General features: G+C 69.4%; 17 protein-coding genes. 11 read left to right on the forward strand and 6 right to left on the reverse strand.

Annotated elements, in window-relative coordinates; all coding sequences use genetic code 11:
• Positions 1-33 precede the first annotated feature (33 nt).
• The gene (locus ACTVZP_RS03560; protein WP_443210707.1) at positions 34-1263 is read right to left on the reverse strand and encodes a Na+/H+ antiporter NhaA; all 1230 of its coding nucleotides are present in this window, start codon (positions 1261-1263) and stop codon (positions 34-36) included.
• 157 nt (positions 1264-1420) lie between these two features.
• On the opposite strand from ACTVZP_RS03560, the gene fabD reads away from it, so the two are divergent.
• Positions 1421-2353, forward strand: a complete 933-nt coding sequence (gene fabD / locus ACTVZP_RS03565) for an ACP S-malonyltransferase (protein ID WP_443210708.1) — start codon at positions 1421-1423, stop codon at positions 2351-2353.
• 430 nt (positions 2354-2783) lie between these two features.
• Here the strand turns inward: fabD and ACTVZP_RS03570 are convergent, their stop codons facing one another.
• Genes ACTVZP_RS03570 through ccmI form a run of 3 tightly spaced genes read right to left on the reverse strand, consistent with a single transcriptional unit; the run spans position 2784 to position 4782 of the window.
• Positions 2784-3014 carry a DUF1289 domain-containing protein gene (locus ACTVZP_RS03570; RefSeq protein ID WP_443210709.1) on the reverse strand — a complete coding sequence of 77 codons (231 nt, stop codon included), beginning with the start codon at positions 3012-3014 and terminating at the stop codon, positions 2784-2786.
• On the reverse strand, positions 3011-3493 hold the full coding sequence (gene ruvX / locus ACTVZP_RS03575) for a Holliday junction resolvase RuvX (RefSeq protein ID WP_443210710.1): 483 nt from the start codon (positions 3491-3493) through the stop codon (positions 3011-3013). Before ruvX ends, ACTVZP_RS03570 begins: the two co-directional genes overlap by 4 nt.
• Positions 3490-4782 (reverse strand): c-type cytochrome biogenesis protein CcmI, encoded by a 1293-nt coding sequence (gene ccmI, locus ACTVZP_RS03580; RefSeq protein WP_443210711.1) that lies wholly within the window; start codon positions 4780-4782, stop codon positions 3490-3492. The genes ruvX and ccmI overlap by 4 nt, the downstream gene beginning before the upstream one ends.
• Before the next feature lie 169 nt (positions 4783-4951).
• Between ccmI and ACTVZP_RS03585 the strand changes: the two genes are divergently transcribed.
• The 5 genes from ACTVZP_RS03585 to ACTVZP_RS03605 all read left to right on the forward strand — a co-directional run bounded on the left by ACTVZP_RS03585 (position 4952) and on the right by ACTVZP_RS03605 (position 10544).
• Positions 4952-6199, forward strand: a complete 1248-nt coding sequence (locus ACTVZP_RS03585) for a sarcosine oxidase subunit beta family protein (RefSeq protein ID WP_443210712.1) — start codon at positions 4952-4954, stop codon at positions 6197-6199.
• 79 nt (positions 6200-6278) lie between these two features.
• Positions 6279-6653: an MFS transporter gene (locus ACTVZP_RS03590; RefSeq protein ID WP_443210713.1), complete on the forward strand. Its 375-nt coding sequence runs from the start codon at positions 6279-6281 to the stop codon at positions 6651-6653.
• 39 nt (positions 6654-6692) lie between these two features.
• Entirely contained in the window at positions 6693-7016 is a 324-nt protein-coding gene (locus tag ACTVZP_RS03595; protein ID WP_443210714.1) for a sarcosine oxidase subunit delta, read from the forward strand.
• Positions 7013-9994: a sarcosine oxidase subunit alpha family protein gene (locus ACTVZP_RS03600; RefSeq protein WP_443210715.1), complete on the forward strand. Its 2982-nt coding sequence runs from the start codon at positions 7013-7015 to the stop codon at positions 9992-9994. Before ACTVZP_RS03595 ends, ACTVZP_RS03600 begins: the two co-directional genes overlap by 4 nt.
• Positions 9987-10544: a sarcosine oxidase subunit gamma gene (locus ACTVZP_RS03605; RefSeq protein WP_443210716.1), complete on the forward strand. Its 558-nt coding sequence runs from the start codon at positions 9987-9989 to the stop codon at positions 10542-10544. The genes ACTVZP_RS03600 and ACTVZP_RS03605 overlap by 8 nt, the downstream gene beginning before the upstream one ends.
• Before the next feature lie 101 nt (positions 10545-10645).
• On the opposite strand, the gene ACTVZP_RS03610 is transcribed toward ACTVZP_RS03605, so the two are convergent.
• Complete coding sequence (locus tag ACTVZP_RS03610; protein WP_443210717.1) at positions 10646-12532, reverse strand: acyltransferase family protein; 1887 nt, start codon at positions 12530-12532, stop codon at positions 10646-10648.
• A gap of 280 nt (positions 12533-12812) precedes the next feature.
• Between ACTVZP_RS03610 and ACTVZP_RS03615 the strand changes: the two genes are divergently transcribed.
• Together ACTVZP_RS03615 and rarD are read left to right on the forward strand one after the other, a co-directional pair.
• Complete coding sequence (locus ACTVZP_RS03615; RefSeq protein ID WP_443210718.1) at positions 12813-13412, forward strand: superoxide dismutase; 600 nt, start codon at positions 12813-12815, stop codon at positions 13410-13412.
• 286 nt (positions 13413-13698) lie between these two features.
• Positions 13699-14631: an EamA family transporter RarD gene (gene rarD / locus ACTVZP_RS03620; RefSeq protein WP_443210719.1), complete on the forward strand. Its 933-nt coding sequence runs from the start codon at positions 13699-13701 to the stop codon at positions 14629-14631.
• On the opposite strand, the gene ACTVZP_RS03625 is transcribed toward rarD, so the two are convergent.
• Positions 14571-15125 (reverse strand): TIGR00730 family Rossman fold protein, encoded by a 555-nt coding sequence (locus ACTVZP_RS03625; protein WP_443210720.1) that lies wholly within the window; start codon positions 15123-15125, stop codon positions 14571-14573. The genes rarD and ACTVZP_RS03625 overlap by 61 nt on opposite strands.
• 99 nt (positions 15126-15224) lie before the next feature.
• On the opposite strand from ACTVZP_RS03625, the gene ACTVZP_RS03630 reads away from it, so the two are divergent.
• The 3 genes from ACTVZP_RS03630 (at position 15225) to ACTVZP_RS03640 (ending at position 19304) form a co-directional block, all read left to right on the forward strand.
• Positions 15225-16535 carry a LysM peptidoglycan-binding domain-containing protein gene (locus ACTVZP_RS03630; protein ID WP_443210721.1) on the forward strand — a complete coding sequence of 437 codons (1311 nt, stop codon included), beginning with the start codon at positions 15225-15227 and terminating at the stop codon, positions 16533-16535.
• A gap of 165 nt (positions 16536-16700) precedes the next feature.
• Positions 16701-18542, forward strand: a complete 1842-nt coding sequence (locus ACTVZP_RS03635; protein ID WP_443210722.1) for an ABCB family ABC transporter ATP-binding protein/permease — start codon at positions 16701-16703, stop codon at positions 18540-18542.
• A 114-nt stretch (positions 18543-18656) separates the two neighbouring features.
• Positions 18657-19304 carry a tetratricopeptide repeat protein gene (locus ACTVZP_RS03640; protein ID WP_443210723.1) on the forward strand — a complete coding sequence of 216 codons (648 nt, stop codon included), beginning with the start codon at positions 18657-18659 and terminating at the stop codon, positions 19302-19304.
• Positions 19305-19320: the final 16 nt, after the last annotated feature.

Genomic DNA, 19320 nt, shown 5'->3' on the forward strand with positions numbered 1-19320 from the left:
TCAATCCGCTTTTATGAAGGTATATGGGCAGGATTATGTCCGCCTGCTGTCCAATCCCGCCCTCCGCATCCGCAGGAGGGCGAAGGCGGCAGGCACCACCAGGAAACTGAGCGCAAGCCCGAGCCGCGCCGCCTCCTGCATCGCACCGCCGGGTAAAGCACGCTCCAGCGCCAGTGCGGGGACCGCAAATCCCGCCCCCGAGATCAGGGCGAGCGGCAGGAGATGTCCCTTGCGCATTCCCGCGGGCAGCCGCAGGCCGAGGAGCGGCGCGAGGACGAGCCCGCCGGCGAGGATCCCGAGCGGCTTGCCCAGCCAGAGCGCGCCCAGCAGGATGCCGGTGGTCGGGCCGACCGCCGCGGGCTCGATCCCGCCCCGCGTGAGGCCGAAGAGGAAAAGCGCCATCGTCGCGGGCGCGATGCAGAGATGGGCGAGGCGGTTCAGCGGATCGGCCAGCGCCTCCTCGGCTTCCGAGAAGATGCCGAAGGCGTGGTTGGCATGCGGGATCACGGGCAGGATCGGCAGAAGGCCGAGGATCGGCGGCAGACCCGACGCGGCGACGCCGATCCACGAGAACGGGGCAGCGAGGAGATAGGGCCAGAGGCGCATGGCGCGGCGGCGCTGGCGCTCGCTGCCCGCGCTTTGGGCAAGGCGGCCCGCGCCCGCCCAGGCGGCCAGAGCCGCGGCAAGCGGCATCAGCAGCCAGAGCGGTCGCAGGTCCTGCCAGCCGGCGAGGGCCAGGAGGACGAGGGCGAGGATGTCCGCCCCGACCGTCATCAGGAGCAGCATGTGCAACGCCGGGTGCCGCGGCCCGAAGACGATCCGCCCGCCGAGCCAGGCCAGGACCGCGTCGCCGCCAAGCGGAACGGGCCAGCCGCCGAAGGACTCGGCCTCGGCTGCGGTCTGGAAGGCGAGGGTGAGGATCTGCCAGGCCAGCACGGCCCCCGCCATGCCGGAGGCCATCGTGACCAGCACCGCCCCGGCGCGCGGACCGCGCAACGTGCCTCGGCGCAGGACCATCGCCTCCCACAACTCCTTGCCGAGAAGGAACAGGAAGGGCGCCATCAGCAGGTCGCCGACGAGGCTCGCTGGCGTGACCGTCACGCCCGCGGGCGCGAGCCAGGCCGGAAGCGGCAGGTCCGCGAGGCGGAGGTCGATCGCGTCGTGGTAGCTCTCCGGCCGGGCATTGGCCCAGAGGAGTGCCAGCAGGATGCCCGCGACAAGGGCAAGGCCGAAGCTGCGCAGGAAGGGCGATACTCGATACATGGCGGCCTCCGGGCTTCGATGCCTCGTAGCGTCAACGCACCCGCATCGCAAGGAAAGCCGGCTTGGGGCCGAAGCGCGCAGGGCCGGGCCGGCGATTGCGCGCCGGTCGGGGGCGGGCTATGTGCCTGACCGACGAGGAGAGAAGGAGATCCGAGCCATGAGCCGCGCATTCGTTTTCCCCGGGCAGGGCGCCCAGACCGTCGGCATGGGCCGCGCCCTCGCCGAGAGCTATCCTGCGGCCCGCGCCGTCTTCGAGGAAGTGGACGAGGCGCTCGGCGAGAAGCTCTCGGCGCTGATCTGGGAGGGGTCGATCGAGGAGCTCACGCTCACGCAGAATGCGCAGCCGGCGCTGATGGCGACCTCGATGGCCGCGCTTGCCGCGCTCGAGGTCGAGGGGCTGGGGATTGCCACGGCCTCCTTCGTGGCGGGCCACTCCCTCGGCGAATACTCGGCGCTCTGCGCGGCGCGGTCGCTGAAGCTCGGCGATACGGCGCGGCTTCTGCGCATCCGCGGGCAGGCGATGCAGGAGGCGGTGCCGGTGGGCGTCGGCGCGATGGCGGCGCTGCTCGGTCTGGACTACGAGACGGCGGTCGAGGTTGCGCACGAGGCTGCGCAGGGCGAGGTCTGTCAGGCCGCCAACGACAACGATCCGGCGCAGGTCGTCGTCTCGGGCCACAAGGCGGCGGTGGAGCGGGCAGTCGAGATCGCCAAGGCCCGCGGGGCGAAGCGCGCGATCCTGCTGCCCGTGAGCGCCCCCTTCCATTGCGCCCTGATGCAGCATGCCTCGAGCGTGATGTCCGAGGCCCTGGCCGCCGTGGTGATCGAGGCGCCGGTCTGTCCGGTGGTGGTGAACGTGCGCGCCGAGGCCGTGTCGGAGCCGGACCGGATCCGCGCGCTGCTGGTGGCGCAGGTGACCGGTGCCGTCCGCTGGCGCGAGAGCGTGATGTGGATGGAGAACGCGGGCGTGACCGAGTTCTGGGAGATCGGCGCGGGCAAGGCCCTTTCGGGCATGATCAAGCGCATCGCGAAAGGGGCGTCCACCCGCGCCATCGGCGCGCCCGAGGACGTGGCGGCAGCCGCCACGTCCTGACCGGGAGACCATCCGGCCGAGGGGCGTCCCGTTGCCGCCCAGACCACGCGCAGGATCCGGACCTCAGGCGCGGATGCCGCTCTCGCAGGTGCCGCCCGCGGGGGCATCGAACCCCCGCGGGCGGCGCTGCCGCGGACATGTCCCGCGGCCCGTCCTCACCGGAGTCGTGACACTCTCGCGGTGCCCGTGCGCCCTTCCATGGCAATGCCGCCCGACGGGGTTCGATGCCCCGGAGGGCGGCAGCCCCTCAAGCCCGGTCGACCGGGTCGGCGCCCGATGGCCGGATGTCCTGTGCGGCTCGCCCGTCCGCTCGGGCCGGTGCGACAGCCATCGTTCCCGGCCGGCATCCGAATGGCCGCCGACGCCTGCGCGGGCGGCCGCCAGACTCGCCGGCGCAAGAGGACCTCGACCTTGCCGGCTCTCGTCGGCTTCAGCCTTCGGTCCGGCCGGCCCGTCCGCCGCGCCGGCGCGCAAGCCGGGGGGCGCGGCCGGGCAGGTCACTCATCACGGCCCGCCGGGCCTCGGGGGTCATCCGCGACCAGCCCGCGATCTCCTCGAGGGTCCGGTGGCAGCCCACGCAGATCTGCTCTTCCGGATGGATCATGCAGAGCTTCACGCAGGGGCTCTCGATCTCGTCGCGCCTCCAGATGTCGTCTTTCATGCGCCCCCTTCGCGCCCGAGCCAGTCGAGCCTGTCCAGTACTCCCTGCAGGATATAACCGGCGGCGACATGATCGATCACCTCGGCGCGACGCTTTCGCGACGTATCCGCCTCGAGCAGCGCCCTTTCGGCCGCCACGGTCGACAGGCGCTCGTCCCAGAATCCGACAGGAAGAGGGAGCACCTGCACGAGGTTGCGGGCGAAGGCACGGGTCGACTGCGCGCGCGGCCCCTCGCTGCCGTCCATGTTCCGCGGCAGGCCGAGGACGATCCCCGCCAGGCGGCGCTCCGTCGCGATGGCCGTCAGCTTCGCCGCATCCTCGGTGAACTTCGTCCGGCGGATGGTCAGGAGGGGGGTCGCGATCCGGCGCAGACCGTCCGAAACCGCGACACCTACCGTTTTCGTGCCGAGATCGAGCCCGGCCAGCGCGCCCGCGCGCGGCAGGCACGCCAGGAAATCCTCGATGCGCTCGTGGATCACTCGGCCACCCCCGCCTGCGCGCCCGCGGCGCGGATCGCCTCGAGATCCTGCGCGCGGCCCTCGAAGCGCCCGAGCGCCTCGCCATAGATCGCGCGCGCACGGTCGGCGTCGCCCAGCACGCCGAGCGCCGAGATCAGCCGGGCCCATTCCGCGGCGCTGCCGCCCTCGGTCGCGAGCCGCTGGTTCAGCCCCTCGACCATGCCGCGGATCATCTCCTGACGCTCCTCCGGCGTCATGTCGCCGGCCGCCTGCATCTGCTCGTTCGTGGGACCGGGCGCTTCGGCACCCCCGGCAGGGGGCGCCGGAGGCAGCTGGTACTTGACCCCCGCCAGCCATGCCAGGTCCTCGATCTGCGCCCGGAGCGGCGCGACCCAGGGATCGCCCGGCCGCGAGCTTTCAAGCAGCCCGCGCCACAGGCGGAAGGCCATGTCCGGCCGTCCGGTCTGGGCCAGCAGCATGCCGGAATAGTAGCGGGCGGTTCCGTTCGACGGATCGATCCGCAGGGCCTCCGTCAGTTGCTCCTCGGCCTCGGGCGAGACGGCTCCCCCGGCCGCCAGGATCATGAGTTCGGCCAGGGCCGCATGATCCTCGGCCGTGGCCTTCGGTTGCGAAAGCGCGATCACCTTCTCCTGCGCGCGCGCGGCGGCGGCATAATTGCCCAGCGCGGCTTCGTTGCGGGCCAGCAGTTCCTGGCCGCGGACGTCCTCGGGGTTCCGGGTCACGGCACTGCGCAGCTTTTCCATCAGCTCGAGAAACTGCGGATCGGGCGTGGGCATCGAGGGACGCGAGTCCGCCGGGGCCTCGGCCATCGCCGCCTCGGCCTCGGCCTGGCTCGGGCGCTCGCGGTAGGCGATCTCGGCCTCGGCGAGACGCGCAGACATGGGCATGTCGGGAAAGCCCGGCGCGCCGAGATCCAGATAGGCCGCGAAGGAGCCGCCGATCAGCAGAAGCATGGCACCCGCCGCAGCGATGCGCGCGGATCCGGGCGCGCGACTCTCATCAGCTCCAGCGCGCAGGGCGCGATCGGCATCGAGCAGCCGGCGCGAGACCTCGGCCCTCAGCCGGTCCGCCTCGGCCGCGCCGATCGTGCCGCGGGCGAGGTCGCGATCGATCTCGCGCAGCTGGTCGCGGTAGACCTGCATGTCATAGGCGGCCGCCGGAGGCGTCCCCGCGCGGCCGCCCCGGAGCAGCGCCTGCATGAGGATCACGCCCACGCCGAGCGCGATCACCCCGGCGAGGATCCAGAACAGCGTCATTCCCATGCAGTCCCCCGTGCTGACGGCCTCCATGTAAGGCGTCCCGACCATGGGCAAAAGGGTCAATATCCCGTCATCAGGACGCAGGCGACCATCGCGGTTGCGTGATGTCGCATTTGTGCCGATTGTGCCGCTTGCACGCGGGGCTATAACTCCGGCTCGTTCCAGAAGGCTGTCAGGGCCCGAGACGGGGAGTCGGCACATGAAACGCTATTCGGTCTTCGCCATAGCACGCGAGGCATTGCGCCATCATACGGGGTGGGAACGGGCCTGGGCCTCGCCCGCGCCCAAGGCGTCCTATGACGTCATCGTGATCGGTGCCGGCGGCCACGGGCTCGCCACGGCCTACTACCTCGGCAAGAACCACGGGATCACCAATGTCGCGGTGATCGAGAAGGGCTGGCTCGGGGGCGGAAACACCGGCCGGAACACAACCATCATCCGGTCGAACTACCTGCAGGATCCGTCGGCCGCGATCTACGAGAAGGCCCGCAGCCTCTACGAGAACCTGAGCCAGGACCTGAACTACAACGTGATGTTCAGCCCGCGCGGGCTTCTGATGCTGGCGCAGACGCATCACGAAGTGCGCGGCTACATGCGCACGGTGCACGCCAACCTGCTGCAAGGTGTCGAGACGGAGTGGATCGGGCCCCAGCAGGTCAAGCGGCTTGTGCCGATCATGAACATCGAGGGCCCGCGCTATCCGGTGCTGGGCGCGCTCCTTCAGAAGCGCGGCGGCACCGCGCGCCACGACGCGGTGGCCTGGGGCTATGCGCGCGCCTGCTCGGCCATGGGCATGGACATCATCCAGCAATGCGAGGTGAAGGGCGTCCGCTCCGAGGGCGGCGTCGTCACCGGGGTCGAGACCACGAAGGGCTTTATCGGCACGAAAAAGCTCGCCATCGTGGTGGCGGGGCACTCGGGGCAGGTGGCAGAGATGGCGGGCTTCCGCCTGCCGGTCGAGGCGGTGGCGCTTCAGGCGCTGGTCTCCGAGCCGGTCAAGCCCTGCATCGACGTCGTGGTGATGGCCAACACCGTCCACGGCTACATGAGCCAGTCCGACAAGGGCGAGCTGGTGATCGGCGGTGGCACCGACAGCTTCAACAACTTTACCCAGCGCGGCAGCTTCCACCACATCGAGGAGACGCTGCGCGCGCTGATCGAGACCTTCCCCATCATCTCGCGGCTCAAGATGCTGCGGCAGTGGGGCGGGATCGTGGACATGACCGGCGACCGCTCGCCGATCATCTCGAAGACGCCGCTGGGGAACTGTTTCATCAACTGCGGCTGGGGCACGGGCGGCTTCAAGGCCATCCCGGGTTCCGGCTGGGCGATGGCGGAGTTGGTGGCCAAGGGCGAACCGGGCGCGCTTGCCGCGGAATTCGGCATGGACCGCTTCCGCGAGGGCCGTTTCATCGACGAATCGGTCGCGGCGGGGGTCGCGCACTGATGCAACCGCGTTACCGTGTCGCTTTGACGCCCGCGCCCCATGCGGTATCTCCTTTGCACAACTCTCTGGAGAAGCCGACATGTTCTCATTCATCGACGACATCCCGTCCCTCGACCAGATCCGGACCCGCGTGCGGGACGATCTCAGGAAATACGGTTGGGACAAGCGCTGGAACGACTCCCGCCTCGTCCAGAAGTCGCGTGAGCTCCTCGCCGACGAGGAACTCAAGATCGATCCCGCCACCTGGATCTGGAAGCGAGTTCCCTCGAAGGAAGAAGTCGCGGCCCGTCGCGACAAGGACATCGCCACCATCTGGAAGTACCGCTACCAACTGGGCGGCTTCGCATCCGGCGCGATCCTCGCACTTGCCCTCGGCGGCATCTTCGCCACGGGCAACTTCGGCGGCTCGTCCGACGCCGGCAACCGTCCCAGCGTCGTCTATCCCATCGAATGAACCGGGCGCCTGCGCCCGGCCTGACCGGAGCGCAAGCGCATGCTGATCCTCGAATGTCCCTACTGCGGCGTCAAGGCCGAGGAGACCGAACTGAGCCCGGGTTACGAGGCGCATCTCAAGCGCTTCGGTCCCGGCTCGTCCGATGAGGAGTTCGAATCCTACATGTTCGCCCGGAAGAACCCCAAGGGGGTTCATTTCGAGCGCTGGCGCCACAGCTACGGCTGCGGCAAATGGTTCCTCGCCGCCCGCTGCACCGCGACGCTCGAGGTCTTCGGGACCTATTCCGCCCAGACCTCCGAACCGCCTGCCGAGATCATCGAGAAGATCCGCGCCCGCCGGCCGGAATGGGAGGGCTGCAAATGAGCACGCGCCTGGCACGGGGCGGGCGGCTGATCGACCGCGCGACCGCCTGCGACTTCACCTTCAACGGCAAGCGGATGCGGGGCTTCGCCGGCGACACGCTGGCCTCGGCCCTGCTGGCCAACGACCAGATGCTGGTCGGGCGCAGCTTCAAGTATCACCGTCCGCGCGGCATCGTCGCCTCTGGCGCGGAAGAGCCGAACGCGCTCGTCCAACTGGGGCAGGGTGCGCGGTTCGAGCCGAACCAGCGTACCACGACGACCGAACTTTTCGCCGGGCTCACCGCGGCCAGCCAGAACCACTGGCCGAGCCTCGAGTATGATGTGGGCGTGGTGAATGACGCCGCGGCGCGCTTCCTGCCCGCGGGCTTCTACTACAAGACCTTCATCCAGCCGCGGGCGGCCTGGAAGCATCTGTTCGAGCCGGTGATCCGCCGCTCGGCAGGGCTCGGGCGTCCGCCGGAAGAGCCCGATGCGGACCGCTACGAACAGGCCTATGCCTTCTGCGACCTCCTTGTGGTCGGCGGCGGGATCGCGGGGCTTCAGGCGGCGCTGAGTGCCTCGGCCTCTGGGCGGAAGGTCATCCTCGTCGAGCAGACCGCCCATTGGGGTGGCCGTGCGCCGGTGGACGACGTCCTGATCGACGGAGGCCGGGCGGAGGACTGGGTCGCGGCCACGGTGGCGGCGCTCGAGAAGGCGCCGAATGTCACGCTCCGCACCCGCTGCATGGCCGCGGGCGTCTACGACCACGGCTACGTGCTGGCGGAAGAGCGGGTCGCCGATCACACGCCCGGCGACGGGCGGCCGAAGAAGCGGCTCTGGCGCATCCGGGCGGGATCCATCGTCACCGCGACCGGGGCGATCGAACGGCCGCTGCCCTTCGCGGGCAATGACATTCCCGGTGTCATGCTGGCCTCGGCGGTGCGCGACTACCTCGTGAACTGGGCGGTCTCGCCCGGCGACCGGGTCGTGGTCGTGACGAACAACGACGACGCCTACCGCACGGCCATCGCGGTGCATCGCGCAGGCCTGACGGTGCCGGCGGTGCTCGACGCGCGCGCCGAAGCCACCGGCGAGCTGCCGGACGAAGTGCGCAGCCTCGGCATCCCGGTGCTGACCAATCATGCCGTCTCCAAGGTGCGCGGCGGCAAGCGGGTGACCGGCGTCGCCATCTGCGCCCAGGCGGGCGAGGGCGCGGTGCTCGAGGAGATCGCCTGCGATGCGGTCGCCATGTCCGGCGGGTGGTCGCCGGTGGTCCATCTCTGGAGCCACTGCGGCGGCAAGCTTCTCTGGGACGAGGCGCAGCAGGCCTTCCGTCCGGATCCGACCCGGCCGCCGATCACGCATGACGGCTCGGCCATGGTCTCGGTCGCGGGCTCGGCCAACGGGGAACTGCATGCCGGCGCCGTGCTGGCCGATGCGATCCGGGCCGTGGGCGGCACGGACGATGCGCCGAAGGTCGACGCGGCGGCCGAACAGCCGATCGAGCCGGTCTGGGTGATGCCTCAGGGCGCCAGGCCCGCGCTGCGCTCGAAGATGTGGCTCGACTACCAGAACGACGTGAAGGTGTCGGACGTGCAGCTCGCCGCGCGCGAGGGCTACGAATCCGTCGAGCATACCAAGCGTTACACGACGCTCGGCATGGCCACCGATCAGGGCAAGCTCAGCAACATCAACGGGCTCGCGGTTCTGGCAGGCTCGCTCAACGCGCCGATCCCGGCAGTCGGCACCACCACCTTCCGCCCGCCCTACACGCCCGTCACCTTCGGTGCGCTGGTGGGCGAGGCGCGGGGCGAGATCTTCCAGCCGCTGCGCCGCACGCCGATGCACGACTGGCACGAGGCCCATGGCGCCTACTGGGAGCCGGTGGGTCTCTGGCGCCGGCCCTACTGCTACACCCGGCCGGGCGAGAGCCACGGCGACGCGGTTGCGCGAGAGGTGACGAACGCGCGCACGAAGCTCGGTCTCCTCGACGCCTCAACGCTGGGCAAGATCCTCGTGAAGGGCCCCGATGCGGGCCGCTTCCTCGACATGATCTACACCAACGTCATGTCGAGCCTGCCCGTCGGGCGCTGCCGCTACGGGCTCATGTGCAACGAGAACGGCTTCCTGATGGACGACGGCGTCGTGGTCCGGCTCTCCGAGGACAGCTGGCTCTGCCACACGACCTCGGGCGGGGCGGACCGGATCCACGCCCATATGGAGGACTGGCTCCAGTGCGAATGGTGGGACTGGCAGGTCTATACCGCCAACCTCACCGAGCAGTTCGCGCAGGTGGCCATCGTCGGCCCCAACGCGCGCAAGCTGCTGGAGAAGCTTGGCGGGATGGACGTCTCGAAGGAGGCGCTGCCCTTCATGCACTGGGCCGAGGGCACGCTTGCGGGCCTGCCCGCGCGGGTCTTCCGGATCAGCTTCTCGGGCGAGCTGTCCTATGAGGTGGCGGTTCCGGCCGGACAGGGGCTCGCCTTCTGGAAGGCCTGCCTCGAGGCGGGCGCCGAGTTCGGCGCAATGCCCTACGGGACCGAGGCGCTGCATGTGATGCGGGCCGAGAAGGGCTTCATCATGATCGGCGACGAGACCGACGGCACGGTGATCCCGCAGGACCTGAACCTCGACTGGGCAGTCTCGAAGAAGAAGGCCGACTTCATCGGCAAGCGCGGGATGGAGCGGACTCACCTCTCCAGCCCGAACCGCTGGAAACTCGTGGGTCTCGAGACGCTCGACGGCTCGGTGCTGCCCGACGGGGCCATCGCGCCAGCGCCGGGCTCGAACGCGAACGGTCAGCGCAACACCCAGGGACGCGTAACCTCGACCTATCACTCGCCGACCCTGAACAAGGGGATCGCCATGGGCCTCGTCCATCGCGGGCCAGAGCGGATCGGAGAGGTGATCGAGTTCCCGAAGATCTGGGGCGGCGTGGTGCAGGCGCGGATCGTCGATCCGGTGTTCTACGACAAGGCGGGGGAGAAGCAGGATGTCTGAGGCGGTCAGCGCGCTGGGGAACGCCAGCTTCGAGGGCTTCGCGACGATCCGCGAACTGGGACCGACGGGCATGGTGACCCTGCGGGCGAAACACGACTTGCCGGTGCTGCCCGAGGCGCTGCAAAAGGTGCTGGGGGTGGGCCTGCCCGGGCAGCGCCGCATCCTCTCGGCGGGCAACGTCCGTGTGGGCTGGATGTCGCCCGACGAGCTGCTGATCCTCATGCCCTATGCGGAGGTCGCGGGGAAGGTCGCCGCGCTGACCGAGGCGCTCGGCGGCGCCCATGCACTCGTGGTGGACGTCTCCGACGCCCGCTGCCTCTTCGCGATCGAGGGGCCGACGGCGGCGCAGGTGCTGATGAAGCTCTGCCCGGTGGACATGGCCGCACTGGAGGCCGACGAACTGCGGCGCACGCGGCTGGCGCAGGTGGCGGCGGCGTTCTGGGCCGAAGAGGGGGGCTTTCGCCTCGTGGCCTTCCGCTCGGTCGCGGCCTATGTCATGGGCCTGCTGACCCATTCCGCTCAGCCGGGAAGCGAGATCTTCCCCGGCTGACAGTGCGGATCCCAGTACGGAAGGCGCCACCCTCGCCGGAGGATGGCGCCTTTTTCGTGAATTCGTCGGGCGAGCGTTCGGGGCCGATGCGGCCCTCGGCCTCAGTTCGCGACGGTCGCGATCAGCGGGCGCTGCTCGACGAGCGGGAAGTAGAGCTGCACCGCACGCCTGCTGCCGAAATCGGTGAAATGGCCGGCGTCATAGAACAGCAGGCGCTTCTCGGTGCGATAGGGGCAGGATCCCTCGCCGCAAAGTGCCTTTACCGGATCGACGAAGGTCGCGCCGGCGCTGGCCTCCTCGACCTCCTCGTTCAGATGCGGCTCGATCACGCTCGGCCAGGCGGCCTCGGCCGCCCCGCCGGACTTGGCCCAGGAGATGATCGGCACATCGGTCACGAAGAGCGGCGACTGCCCGATCACATGCACCTCGAGTCCGCGGTCGGTCAGCGCCTGCACCGTCCCTGCGAGCGTCCCGATCCCGCGCGACCGCATGTCCACCCAGCGCGCCGAAAGCACGACCGTGTCGATGTCGAGGCCGTCGATCAGCTCCAGCGCATGGGCGTTGAAGGCCTGGCAACTCGGCCGGGCGAAGGAGTAATAGGACAGGACGGGTGGGCAGCCCGCCTGCGTATATTGCCAGATCCGGTGCGGGATCGAGGCCGTCTGGCTCTGAAGTCCCGGCACGTAGTGGGCCGCGTAGGAATCTCCCCAGAGCAGCACGCGCTTGCCCTCGTTCGCGACGATCTGGCAGGCCTCGGCATCCCAGTTGCCGAACTGCCAGTCTTGCTCGAAGAAGCAGGTCCCGTTGTGCCAGGAGTTCCCGCTCTCGCCGCCCGTGGCCCCTCCGTTCGCGACCTGCCACTCGGGATGGCGCGCCGGCAGGCCGCCGCTCTGCACAAGCCCCACGCCCACGAGGGCGAAGCCCGCAAGTCCCGCGATCGCCGAGCCGAAGAGCGCCGGCCGCCAGGCGAGGGTCGTCCGGTGGCGGAAGGGCTGCTCGACCCAGCGGTAGGAGACGAGCGCAAGCAGGAAGCTCAGCGCGACGATGGAGACTACCTGCAGCGGTCCCGGCTGCTCGAGCGTCACGTAGAGCAGGAAGACGCAGATCGGCCAGTGCACCAGATAGAGCGAGTAGGAGATCCGGCCGATCCCCACCAGCGGCTCGAGCGACAGGAGCCGCGAGACCAGCGTCGGCGCCGAGCGGCCCGTCCAGATCATGAGGGCGGTCCCGAGACAGGGCGGGATCGCGGTGACACCCGGGAACGGCGTTGATTCGGTGTAGAGGAAGACCGGCGCCAAGGTGAGCGCGAGGCCCGACAGCGCCACCGCCTCGTTCGCGATCCCGCGCAGCGCGATCCGCGCGGGCAGCACCGCCACCAGAGAGCCCAGCAGCAGCTCCCATGCCCGGGTCGGCAGCAGGAAGAAGTTCGCCGTGGGCCCCCGCTCGGTCATGTAGACCGAGAGCGCGAGCGACCCGGCGAGGGCGATCAGCAGCACCGCCATCTCGGCCCGCCGCACGAAGCGCCAGACCGCCCAGATCGCCACCGGCACCACGAGGTAGAACTGCTCCTCGACCGCCAGCGACCAGGTATGCAGCAGCGGACGCAGCTGGGCGCTGGTTTCGAAATAGCCCGAATTCTTCCAGAAATAGAAGTTTGCCGTGAAGGTTGCGGTGCCGAAGAGCGACTTGGCGTAGTCGACGAGTTGCGCCGGCAGGAACAGGATGACCGCCGCGATCGTGGTCAGGGCAAGGGTGAAGAACAGCGCGGGCAAGATGCGCCGGGCGCGCCGCTCGTAGAAGGTCGCGATCGAGAATCGGCCGGCGGCGAGGTCGTCGCGAATGATCGTCGTGATCAGGAAGCCGGAGATCACGAAGAAGATGTCGACGCCGATGTAGCCGCCCGAGAACAGCGTGACGCCGGCATGAAAGAGGAGGATCGGAAGGATCGCGAGCGAGCGCAGGCCATCCACGTCGGGCCGGTAACGCATGAACTGAATTCCTGAAGCAGGTCGTTTCTGAAATGGCCGGGCTCGCCCGGAAGCATGCTGGGGCATCGGAAGGCAGAAAGACCCTCCGTCGGAAGATGATGTCGGGCGGCGCGATCTTTTTCAAGTCCCGCGCGTCCGATTCGTGCCTCGCGTGCCGGAGCGGCCCGGGATGGGCCTGCCGGCCGGCTGCGACATCCCGCCGCCGCGGCCTCTTGACCTCGCCGCCGCCCGCGCTCTTATTGAGCCGAACTCACGGATTGCGAAAGCAAAGGAGAGACCGATGGCCTTCACCCTTCCCGACCTTCCCTATGCCCACGATGCGCTGGCCGCGCTCGGCATGTCGAAGGAGACGATGGAGTATCACCACGACATCCACCACAAGGCCTATGTCGACAACGGCAACAAGCTGATCTCGGGCACCGAGTGGGAGGGCAAGCCGGTCGAGGAGATCGTCAAGGGCACCTACCAGTCGGGCGCCGTGGCGCAGAACGGCATCTTCAACAACGCCAGCCAGCACTGGAACCACTGCCAGTTCTGGGAGATGATGGGGCCGGGCGAGACGAAGATGCCGGGCGAGCTCGAGAAGGCGCTGACCGAAAGCTTCGGATCGGTCGACAAGTTCAAGGAGGAGTTCTCGGCGGCAGGCGCGGGCCAGTTCGGCTCGGGCTGGGCCTGGCTCGTGAAGGACGGCGACGGCAGCCTCAAGGTCACCAAGACCGAGAACGGCGTGAACCCGCTCTGCTTCGGCCAGACGGCGCTTCTGGGCTGCGACGTGTGGGAGCACAGCTACTACATCGACTTCCGCAACAAACGTCCGGCCTATCTGTCGAACTTCCTCGAGAAGCTGGTGAACTGGGAAAACGTCGCCTCGCGCATGTGAGCCGCAGGCGAGCCGGGTCGGAACGTCCTGTTCGTTCTGGACGGAATTTCCCGGGGACAGGGTGCCAGCGCCCCGCTGTTGATCAAGCCGAGCAGGGCCGCCTCCGGGCGGCCCGTCTTCATTGGAGGGACGCGACAGGCCCCGGCACCCGCGCAAGGGTTCCACCTCGTTCCTTGCCCCGCGACGCCCGACCGGGTGCGGGATCCGATGCAGGGCGGCGCGCGGCACGGGGCTTTCGTCCGCCGCCGCAAAGGCCTATGGCAGGGCGTTCGACCGGAGGGACAGGATGCGGGACGCGACCAGAGGAATCGGCGCGATGGTGGCGACCTGCGTGATCTGGGGCACCTCCGCGCTCTATTATCGCGAGGTGGCCGAGGTGCCGCCGCTCGAGGTGCTGAGCCACCGCACGCTCTGGTCGCTGGTCTTCTTCGGCGGCATCCTGCTCGGGCAGGGTCGTCTGGGGGAAGCTTTCGCGCTTCTCGCCCGTCACCCGGGTGAGGTGGCGCTGGCGGCGGTGATGATCTCGGCCAACTGGTTTCTCTTCATCTTCTCGGTCCAGTCGGGTCATACGCTCGAGGCGAGCCTCGGCTACTACATCTTCCCGCTGGTCGCGGTGGCGCTCGGCGTGCTCGTGTTCCATGAGCGTCTGAGCAGGGGGCAGGGGATCGCCGTTGCGCTCGCGACGGCGGCGGTCGGGGTGCTGACGTTCGGCCTCGGCGTCGCGCCGTGGATCGCGCTGACGCTGGCCGGCACCTTCGGCATCTACGGGCTGCTGAAGAAGCGCATCGCGGCGGGGCCGGTTGTTTCGGTGACGGCCGAGGTGCTGCTTCTCGCACCGCTGGCCGCAGGGTGGCTCTGGGCGGTCCATCTTGGCCATGCATCCGAAGCGGACCGCGCCGGCGGCTGGTTCGGGACGGGCTGGAAGGTTTCGCTTCTCCTCGCCTTCTCGGGGGTGATGACTGCCGTGCCGCTCATGCTCTTCTCCTACGCCTCGCGGCGGATCGGCCTGGCCACGCTGGGGCTTGTGCAGTATCTGAACCCGACGCTGCAATTCCTCTGTGCGGTCACGGTGTTCGCCGCGCCATTTACCGGCTGGCATGCCATTGCCTTCGGCCTGATCTGGAGTGCGCTCGCGCTCTACTCGCTGGAGGCGCTGCGTCAGGACAGGGCAGCGCGGAGGCGGCCGGCGAGGGTCGGCACGTCCGGAACGGTGACGTAATAGTCGCGCAGCCCGCCCTCGGCGAACCCCTGCGCGATCACGTTTTCCAGGAGCGCGAGGAGTGGCTGCCAGTAGCCGTCGGTGTCGAGCAGGAAAATGGGTTTCTCGTGCAGACCGATCTGGCGCCAGGTCAGCACCTCGAAGAACTCGTCGAGCGAGCCCGCACCCCCCGGCAGCACCACGATGGCGTCCGAGTTCATGAACATGACCTTCTTGCGCTCGTGCATGTTCTCGGTGATCACCATCTGCCCGAGATCGCGCCGGCCCTGTTCGCGCACGAGGAGATGGGTGGGAATGACGCCCATCGTGCGCCCTCCTTCGGCCAGCGCCGCGCGCGCGACCTCGCCCATCAGCCCGACGTCGCCGGCGCCGTAGACGAGCCTCCACCCCTCTGAGGCGATCGCCCGACCGAGGTCTCGCGCGTCGCGGGCAAAGGCAGGGTTCAGACCTGCGCGGGAGCCGCAGAAGACGCAGACGGAACGGAGGGAGGACATGGCGGACCTGTGGATAAGGGCTTGCGTCCGGCCTTGATATCCGCGTTCCTGTAACCGTGACAAGTCAGGCGCGGTCGGCCGCGCCGGGAGCGAATGGAAATGCCCCTGATTGCCAGGATGGGACCGGGCGCCTGGGCGGCCCTTGCGGCCGGTGGCGCGGCCGCGGCAGGAGGTCTGGGCTATCTCGGCTGGACCCTGCGCGAGATGCCGGATGTGCCGCCCGCGGCGCTCGAGGCACCGGCCGATCCGCCGGCCTCCGCCGGCCTCCGCGCGCCCGCTGCCGATCCGTCCTCGCCGGTTCCCGCGGCCGCTCCGCCCGAAGCCGCTCCGGATGTGGCGCGCAAGCCCGATGTCGTGCCCGAGGCAGAGGGTCCGGCCCCGGCACTCGTGGTGCAGCCCGCCTTCGACGTGGTGCGGATCGAGAGCGACGGATCCGCCCTTGTCGCGGGTCGGGCGCAGCGGGGGGCTGAAGTGTCCGTGCTTGTCGAGGGCGACGAGGCCGCCGCGACCACTGCGGATGCCGCGAACCGCTTCGCCGTGATGTTCTCGCTTCCCGCCGACGACCGGCCGCGGCGGCTGTCCCTGCGGATGGTGCTGGAGGACGGCAGCGAGCATCTGTCGAAAGGCAGCGTGATCGTGGCTCCGATCCTGACGACGTCTGCTGCGCAACTGGCGGAAGCGGGTGACGCCCCGGAGGGCGCCGTAACGCCGACCGCACCCGAGCCGCGGGCACCGGCGGCGCTTCTCCTCGGTGACGGCGAGGTGAAGGTGCTGCAGTCCGCCGGCGAGACGCTCGACGAACTGGCCGGCGTGTCGGTCGACACGATCTCCTATGCCTCGGACGGCTCGGTGCTGCTGTCGGGCCGCGGGGTGGCGGGCGACTTCGTCCGGCTCTACCTCGACAACCGCGAGATCGCGACCGTGACCATCGCGCCGGACGGAACCTGGGGGGCGAGCCTCACGGGCATCGAGCCCGGCCGTTACCAGCTGCGCGCCGACCGCATCGATGGCGCGGGCGAGGTCGTGGCACGGTTCGAGACGCCCTTCGCGCGTGAGACCCACGAGACCGTGGCGGCCGCGCTCGAGGCGCAGAATGCTCCGCTGGCTCCGACCGCGGCTGGATCCTCGGCTGCGGGCGAAAGCGCGCCCGTGGTGCCCGGCACCGAAGGTCAGGCGCCTGAAGGCGCATCCGCCGGAGGCCTCGTGGCCTCGGCGGATGGCGAGCCGCCCACCGGCGCGCCGGTGACCGTGACGGTGCAGCCCGGCTTCTCCCTCTGGCGCATCGCCGAGGAGAACTTCGGCCAGGGCACGCTCTACGTGAAGGTCTACGAGGCAAACCGGATCGCGATCCGCGACCCGGACCTGATCTATCCGGGACAGGTCTTCACCCTGCCGGCGCCCACCGAATAGGTGAGCCTGCCCGATGCGCCAAGGACATCCCGCGCCCCGCGGTTGCCTTTCTTCCCTTGCGTGGAGGGTGGGCGCCGGTCGGTGCGGGCCGGGCGCGCTTCATCTTCCCGCCTCTGGCAATCCCGCAACGCGAGGATTAGGTAGGGCACTCCGAGGAGATCCCCGATGAGCGAAGCGAGACAGAGGCCGGGTCCGACGCCCGTCGATCCGCCCGAACTGAGCGGATGGGCGACGATGAAGCGCATGGGGCCCTATCTCTGGCCGAAGGGCCAGACCTGGGTGAAACGGCGCGTCGTCCTGGCGATGGTCATGCTCGTGCTGTCCAAGGTGATCTCGGTCTCCACGCCCTTCTTCTACAAGGCCGCTGTCGACGGGCTCGCCGGCGAGGCGCCGAGCCCGGCCCTCATGCTGGGCCTCGGCGCGGTCGGCCTGACGGTGGCCTATGGACTCGCGCGGCTGGGCTCGGTGGCCTTCGGCGAGTTGCGCGACGCGATCTTCGTCCGCGTGGGCCAGCGGGCCCTGCGCCAACTCGCGCTCGAGACCTTCACCCACATCCACCGGCTCTCGCTGCGCTACCACATCAGCCGCAAGACCGGGGGCCTCAGCCGCATCATCGAACGCGGCGTGAAGGGCGTCGATTTCCTGCTGCGCTTCATGCTGTTCTCGATCGGGCCGCTGTTCATCGAACTGACCCTCGTGGCGATCATCTTCGCGGTGGTCTTCGGCTTGTCCTACATGTTCGTGGTCGTGGCCACGATCGCGCTCTACGTCGCCTTCACCTTCAAGGTCACGGAATGGCGGGTGCAGATCCGCCGCAAGATGAATGAGCAGGACACCGATGCGAACCAGAAGGCGATCGACTCGCTTCTGAATTTCGAGACGGTAAAGTATTTCGGCGCCGAACTGCGCGAGGCGCAGCGCTATGATGCGGCCATGGCGGGCTACGAGCAGGCGGCTGTCCGCACCGGCCAGTCGCTCGCCTTCCTGAACGCGGGCCAGAGCCTCCTGATCACCACAGGGCTGGTGGCGGTCATGGTCATGGCGGCTTTCGGGGTGCAGGCGGGGCAGCTGACGGTCGGCGATTTCGTCATGGTCAACGCCTACATGATCCAGATCACCCTGCCGCTGGGCTTCCTGGGCACGGTCTACCGCGAGATCCGCCAGTCGCTTGTGGACATGGGCCAGATGTTCGGCCTGCTCGCCCAGCCGGCCGAGGTGACGGATGCGCCGGACGCGCGGCCGCTCGAGGTCGAGGGAGGCGCGGTCGAGTTCGAGAACGTCCGCTTCGGCTACGATGCGGGGCGCACGATCCTCAAGGGCATCTCGCTCCGTGTCGAGGCCGGCGAGACGGTTGCGCTGGTCGGCCCCTCGGGGTCGGGAAAGTCCACCATCGGACGGCTGCTCTTCCGCTTCTACGACGTGAACGAGGGCGCCATCCGCATCGACGGACAGGACCTGCGCTCTGTCACGCAGGACTCGCTGCATGCGCAGATCGGCGTCGTGCCGCAGGACACCGTGCTCTTCAACGACACGGTGTTCTACAACATCGCCTATGGCCGCCCCGGCGCCACGCCCGAGGAGGTCGAGGCGGCGGCGCGGGCCGCGAAGATCCACGACTTCATCCTGCGCCTGCCCGATGGCTATGGCACCCTGGTGGGCGAGCGCGGCCTGAAGCTCTCGGGGGGCGAGAAGCAGCGCGTGGGCATCGCGCGGACGCTGCTGAAGAACCCGCCGATCCTGCTTCTGGACGAAGCCACCTCGGCGCTCGACACGCAGACCGAGCGCGACATCCAGGACAGTTTGCGCGAGATGGGCGAAGGGCGGACGGTGATCACCATCGCGCACCGGCTCTCGACCATCGCCGATGCCGACCGGATCGTGGTTCTCGAGGAGGGGCGCATCGTCGAAGAGGGGCGGCACGAGCAGCTCCTCGCACGGGGCGGCCGCTATGCCGCGATGTGGGCGCGCCAGTCGGCCGAGGAAGAGGACGAGGACGCGGCGGCCTGACACCCGCTCCGGCGCGCGACGCGCTCCGCCCACGGGCCCTCGTCGGCCGGGAGCGGGGCTTGGCAAGCCCTTGGGCTTGCGTGTAAGACGAAGGCACCAGCGAGGGAGAGGGCCTTGAGCAACCCCGAGAGTTTCATCGACGAGGTGACCGAGGAGGTCCGCCGCGAACGGCTGTTCGGCTACTTCCGTCGGTATGGCTGGATCGCCGTCGTGATCGTGATCGCGATCGTCGGCGGGGCCGCCTATGTCGAATGGCAGAAATCCCGGCATCGCGCGGAGTCCCAGGCCTTCGGCGATGCGGTCCTTTCCGCACTCGAAGCGCCCGATGCCGCCGCAAGGCGCGCAGCGGTCGAGGCGATCCCGGCCGAGGGAGGCCGTGCCGCACTGCGCGATCTGATGGCGGCCTCGGACCCCGCCGGCGACCGGGCCGCGGCGATGGCCGCGCTCGACCGCGTGGCCGCAGATGCCTCGCTTTCACCGGTCTACCGCGATCTGGCGGTCCTGCGCCGCGTGATCCTTGCCGGCGCCGACCTGTCGGTGCCGGACCGGCGCGCGGCGCTCGACGGGATCTCGGCGCCCGGGCGCCCCTACCGCGCACTCGCGCTCGAACAGATGGCCTATCTCGACATCGAGGCGGGCGAGCCGGCCAAGGCCATCGAGACGCTGCGCGGCCTCACGCAGGACCAGGAGGCGACGCCCGGCCTGCGGCGGCGTGCTGAACAGATGATCACCGCCCTTGGCGGCGAAACCCAGGCCGGCTGACACGGCAGCAAGGGGA

Source organism: Rhodobacter sp. NSM (assembly GCF_052244495.1).
Taxonomy (GTDB): domain Bacteria; phylum Pseudomonadota; class Alphaproteobacteria; order Rhodobacterales; family Rhodobacteraceae; genus Cereibacter_A.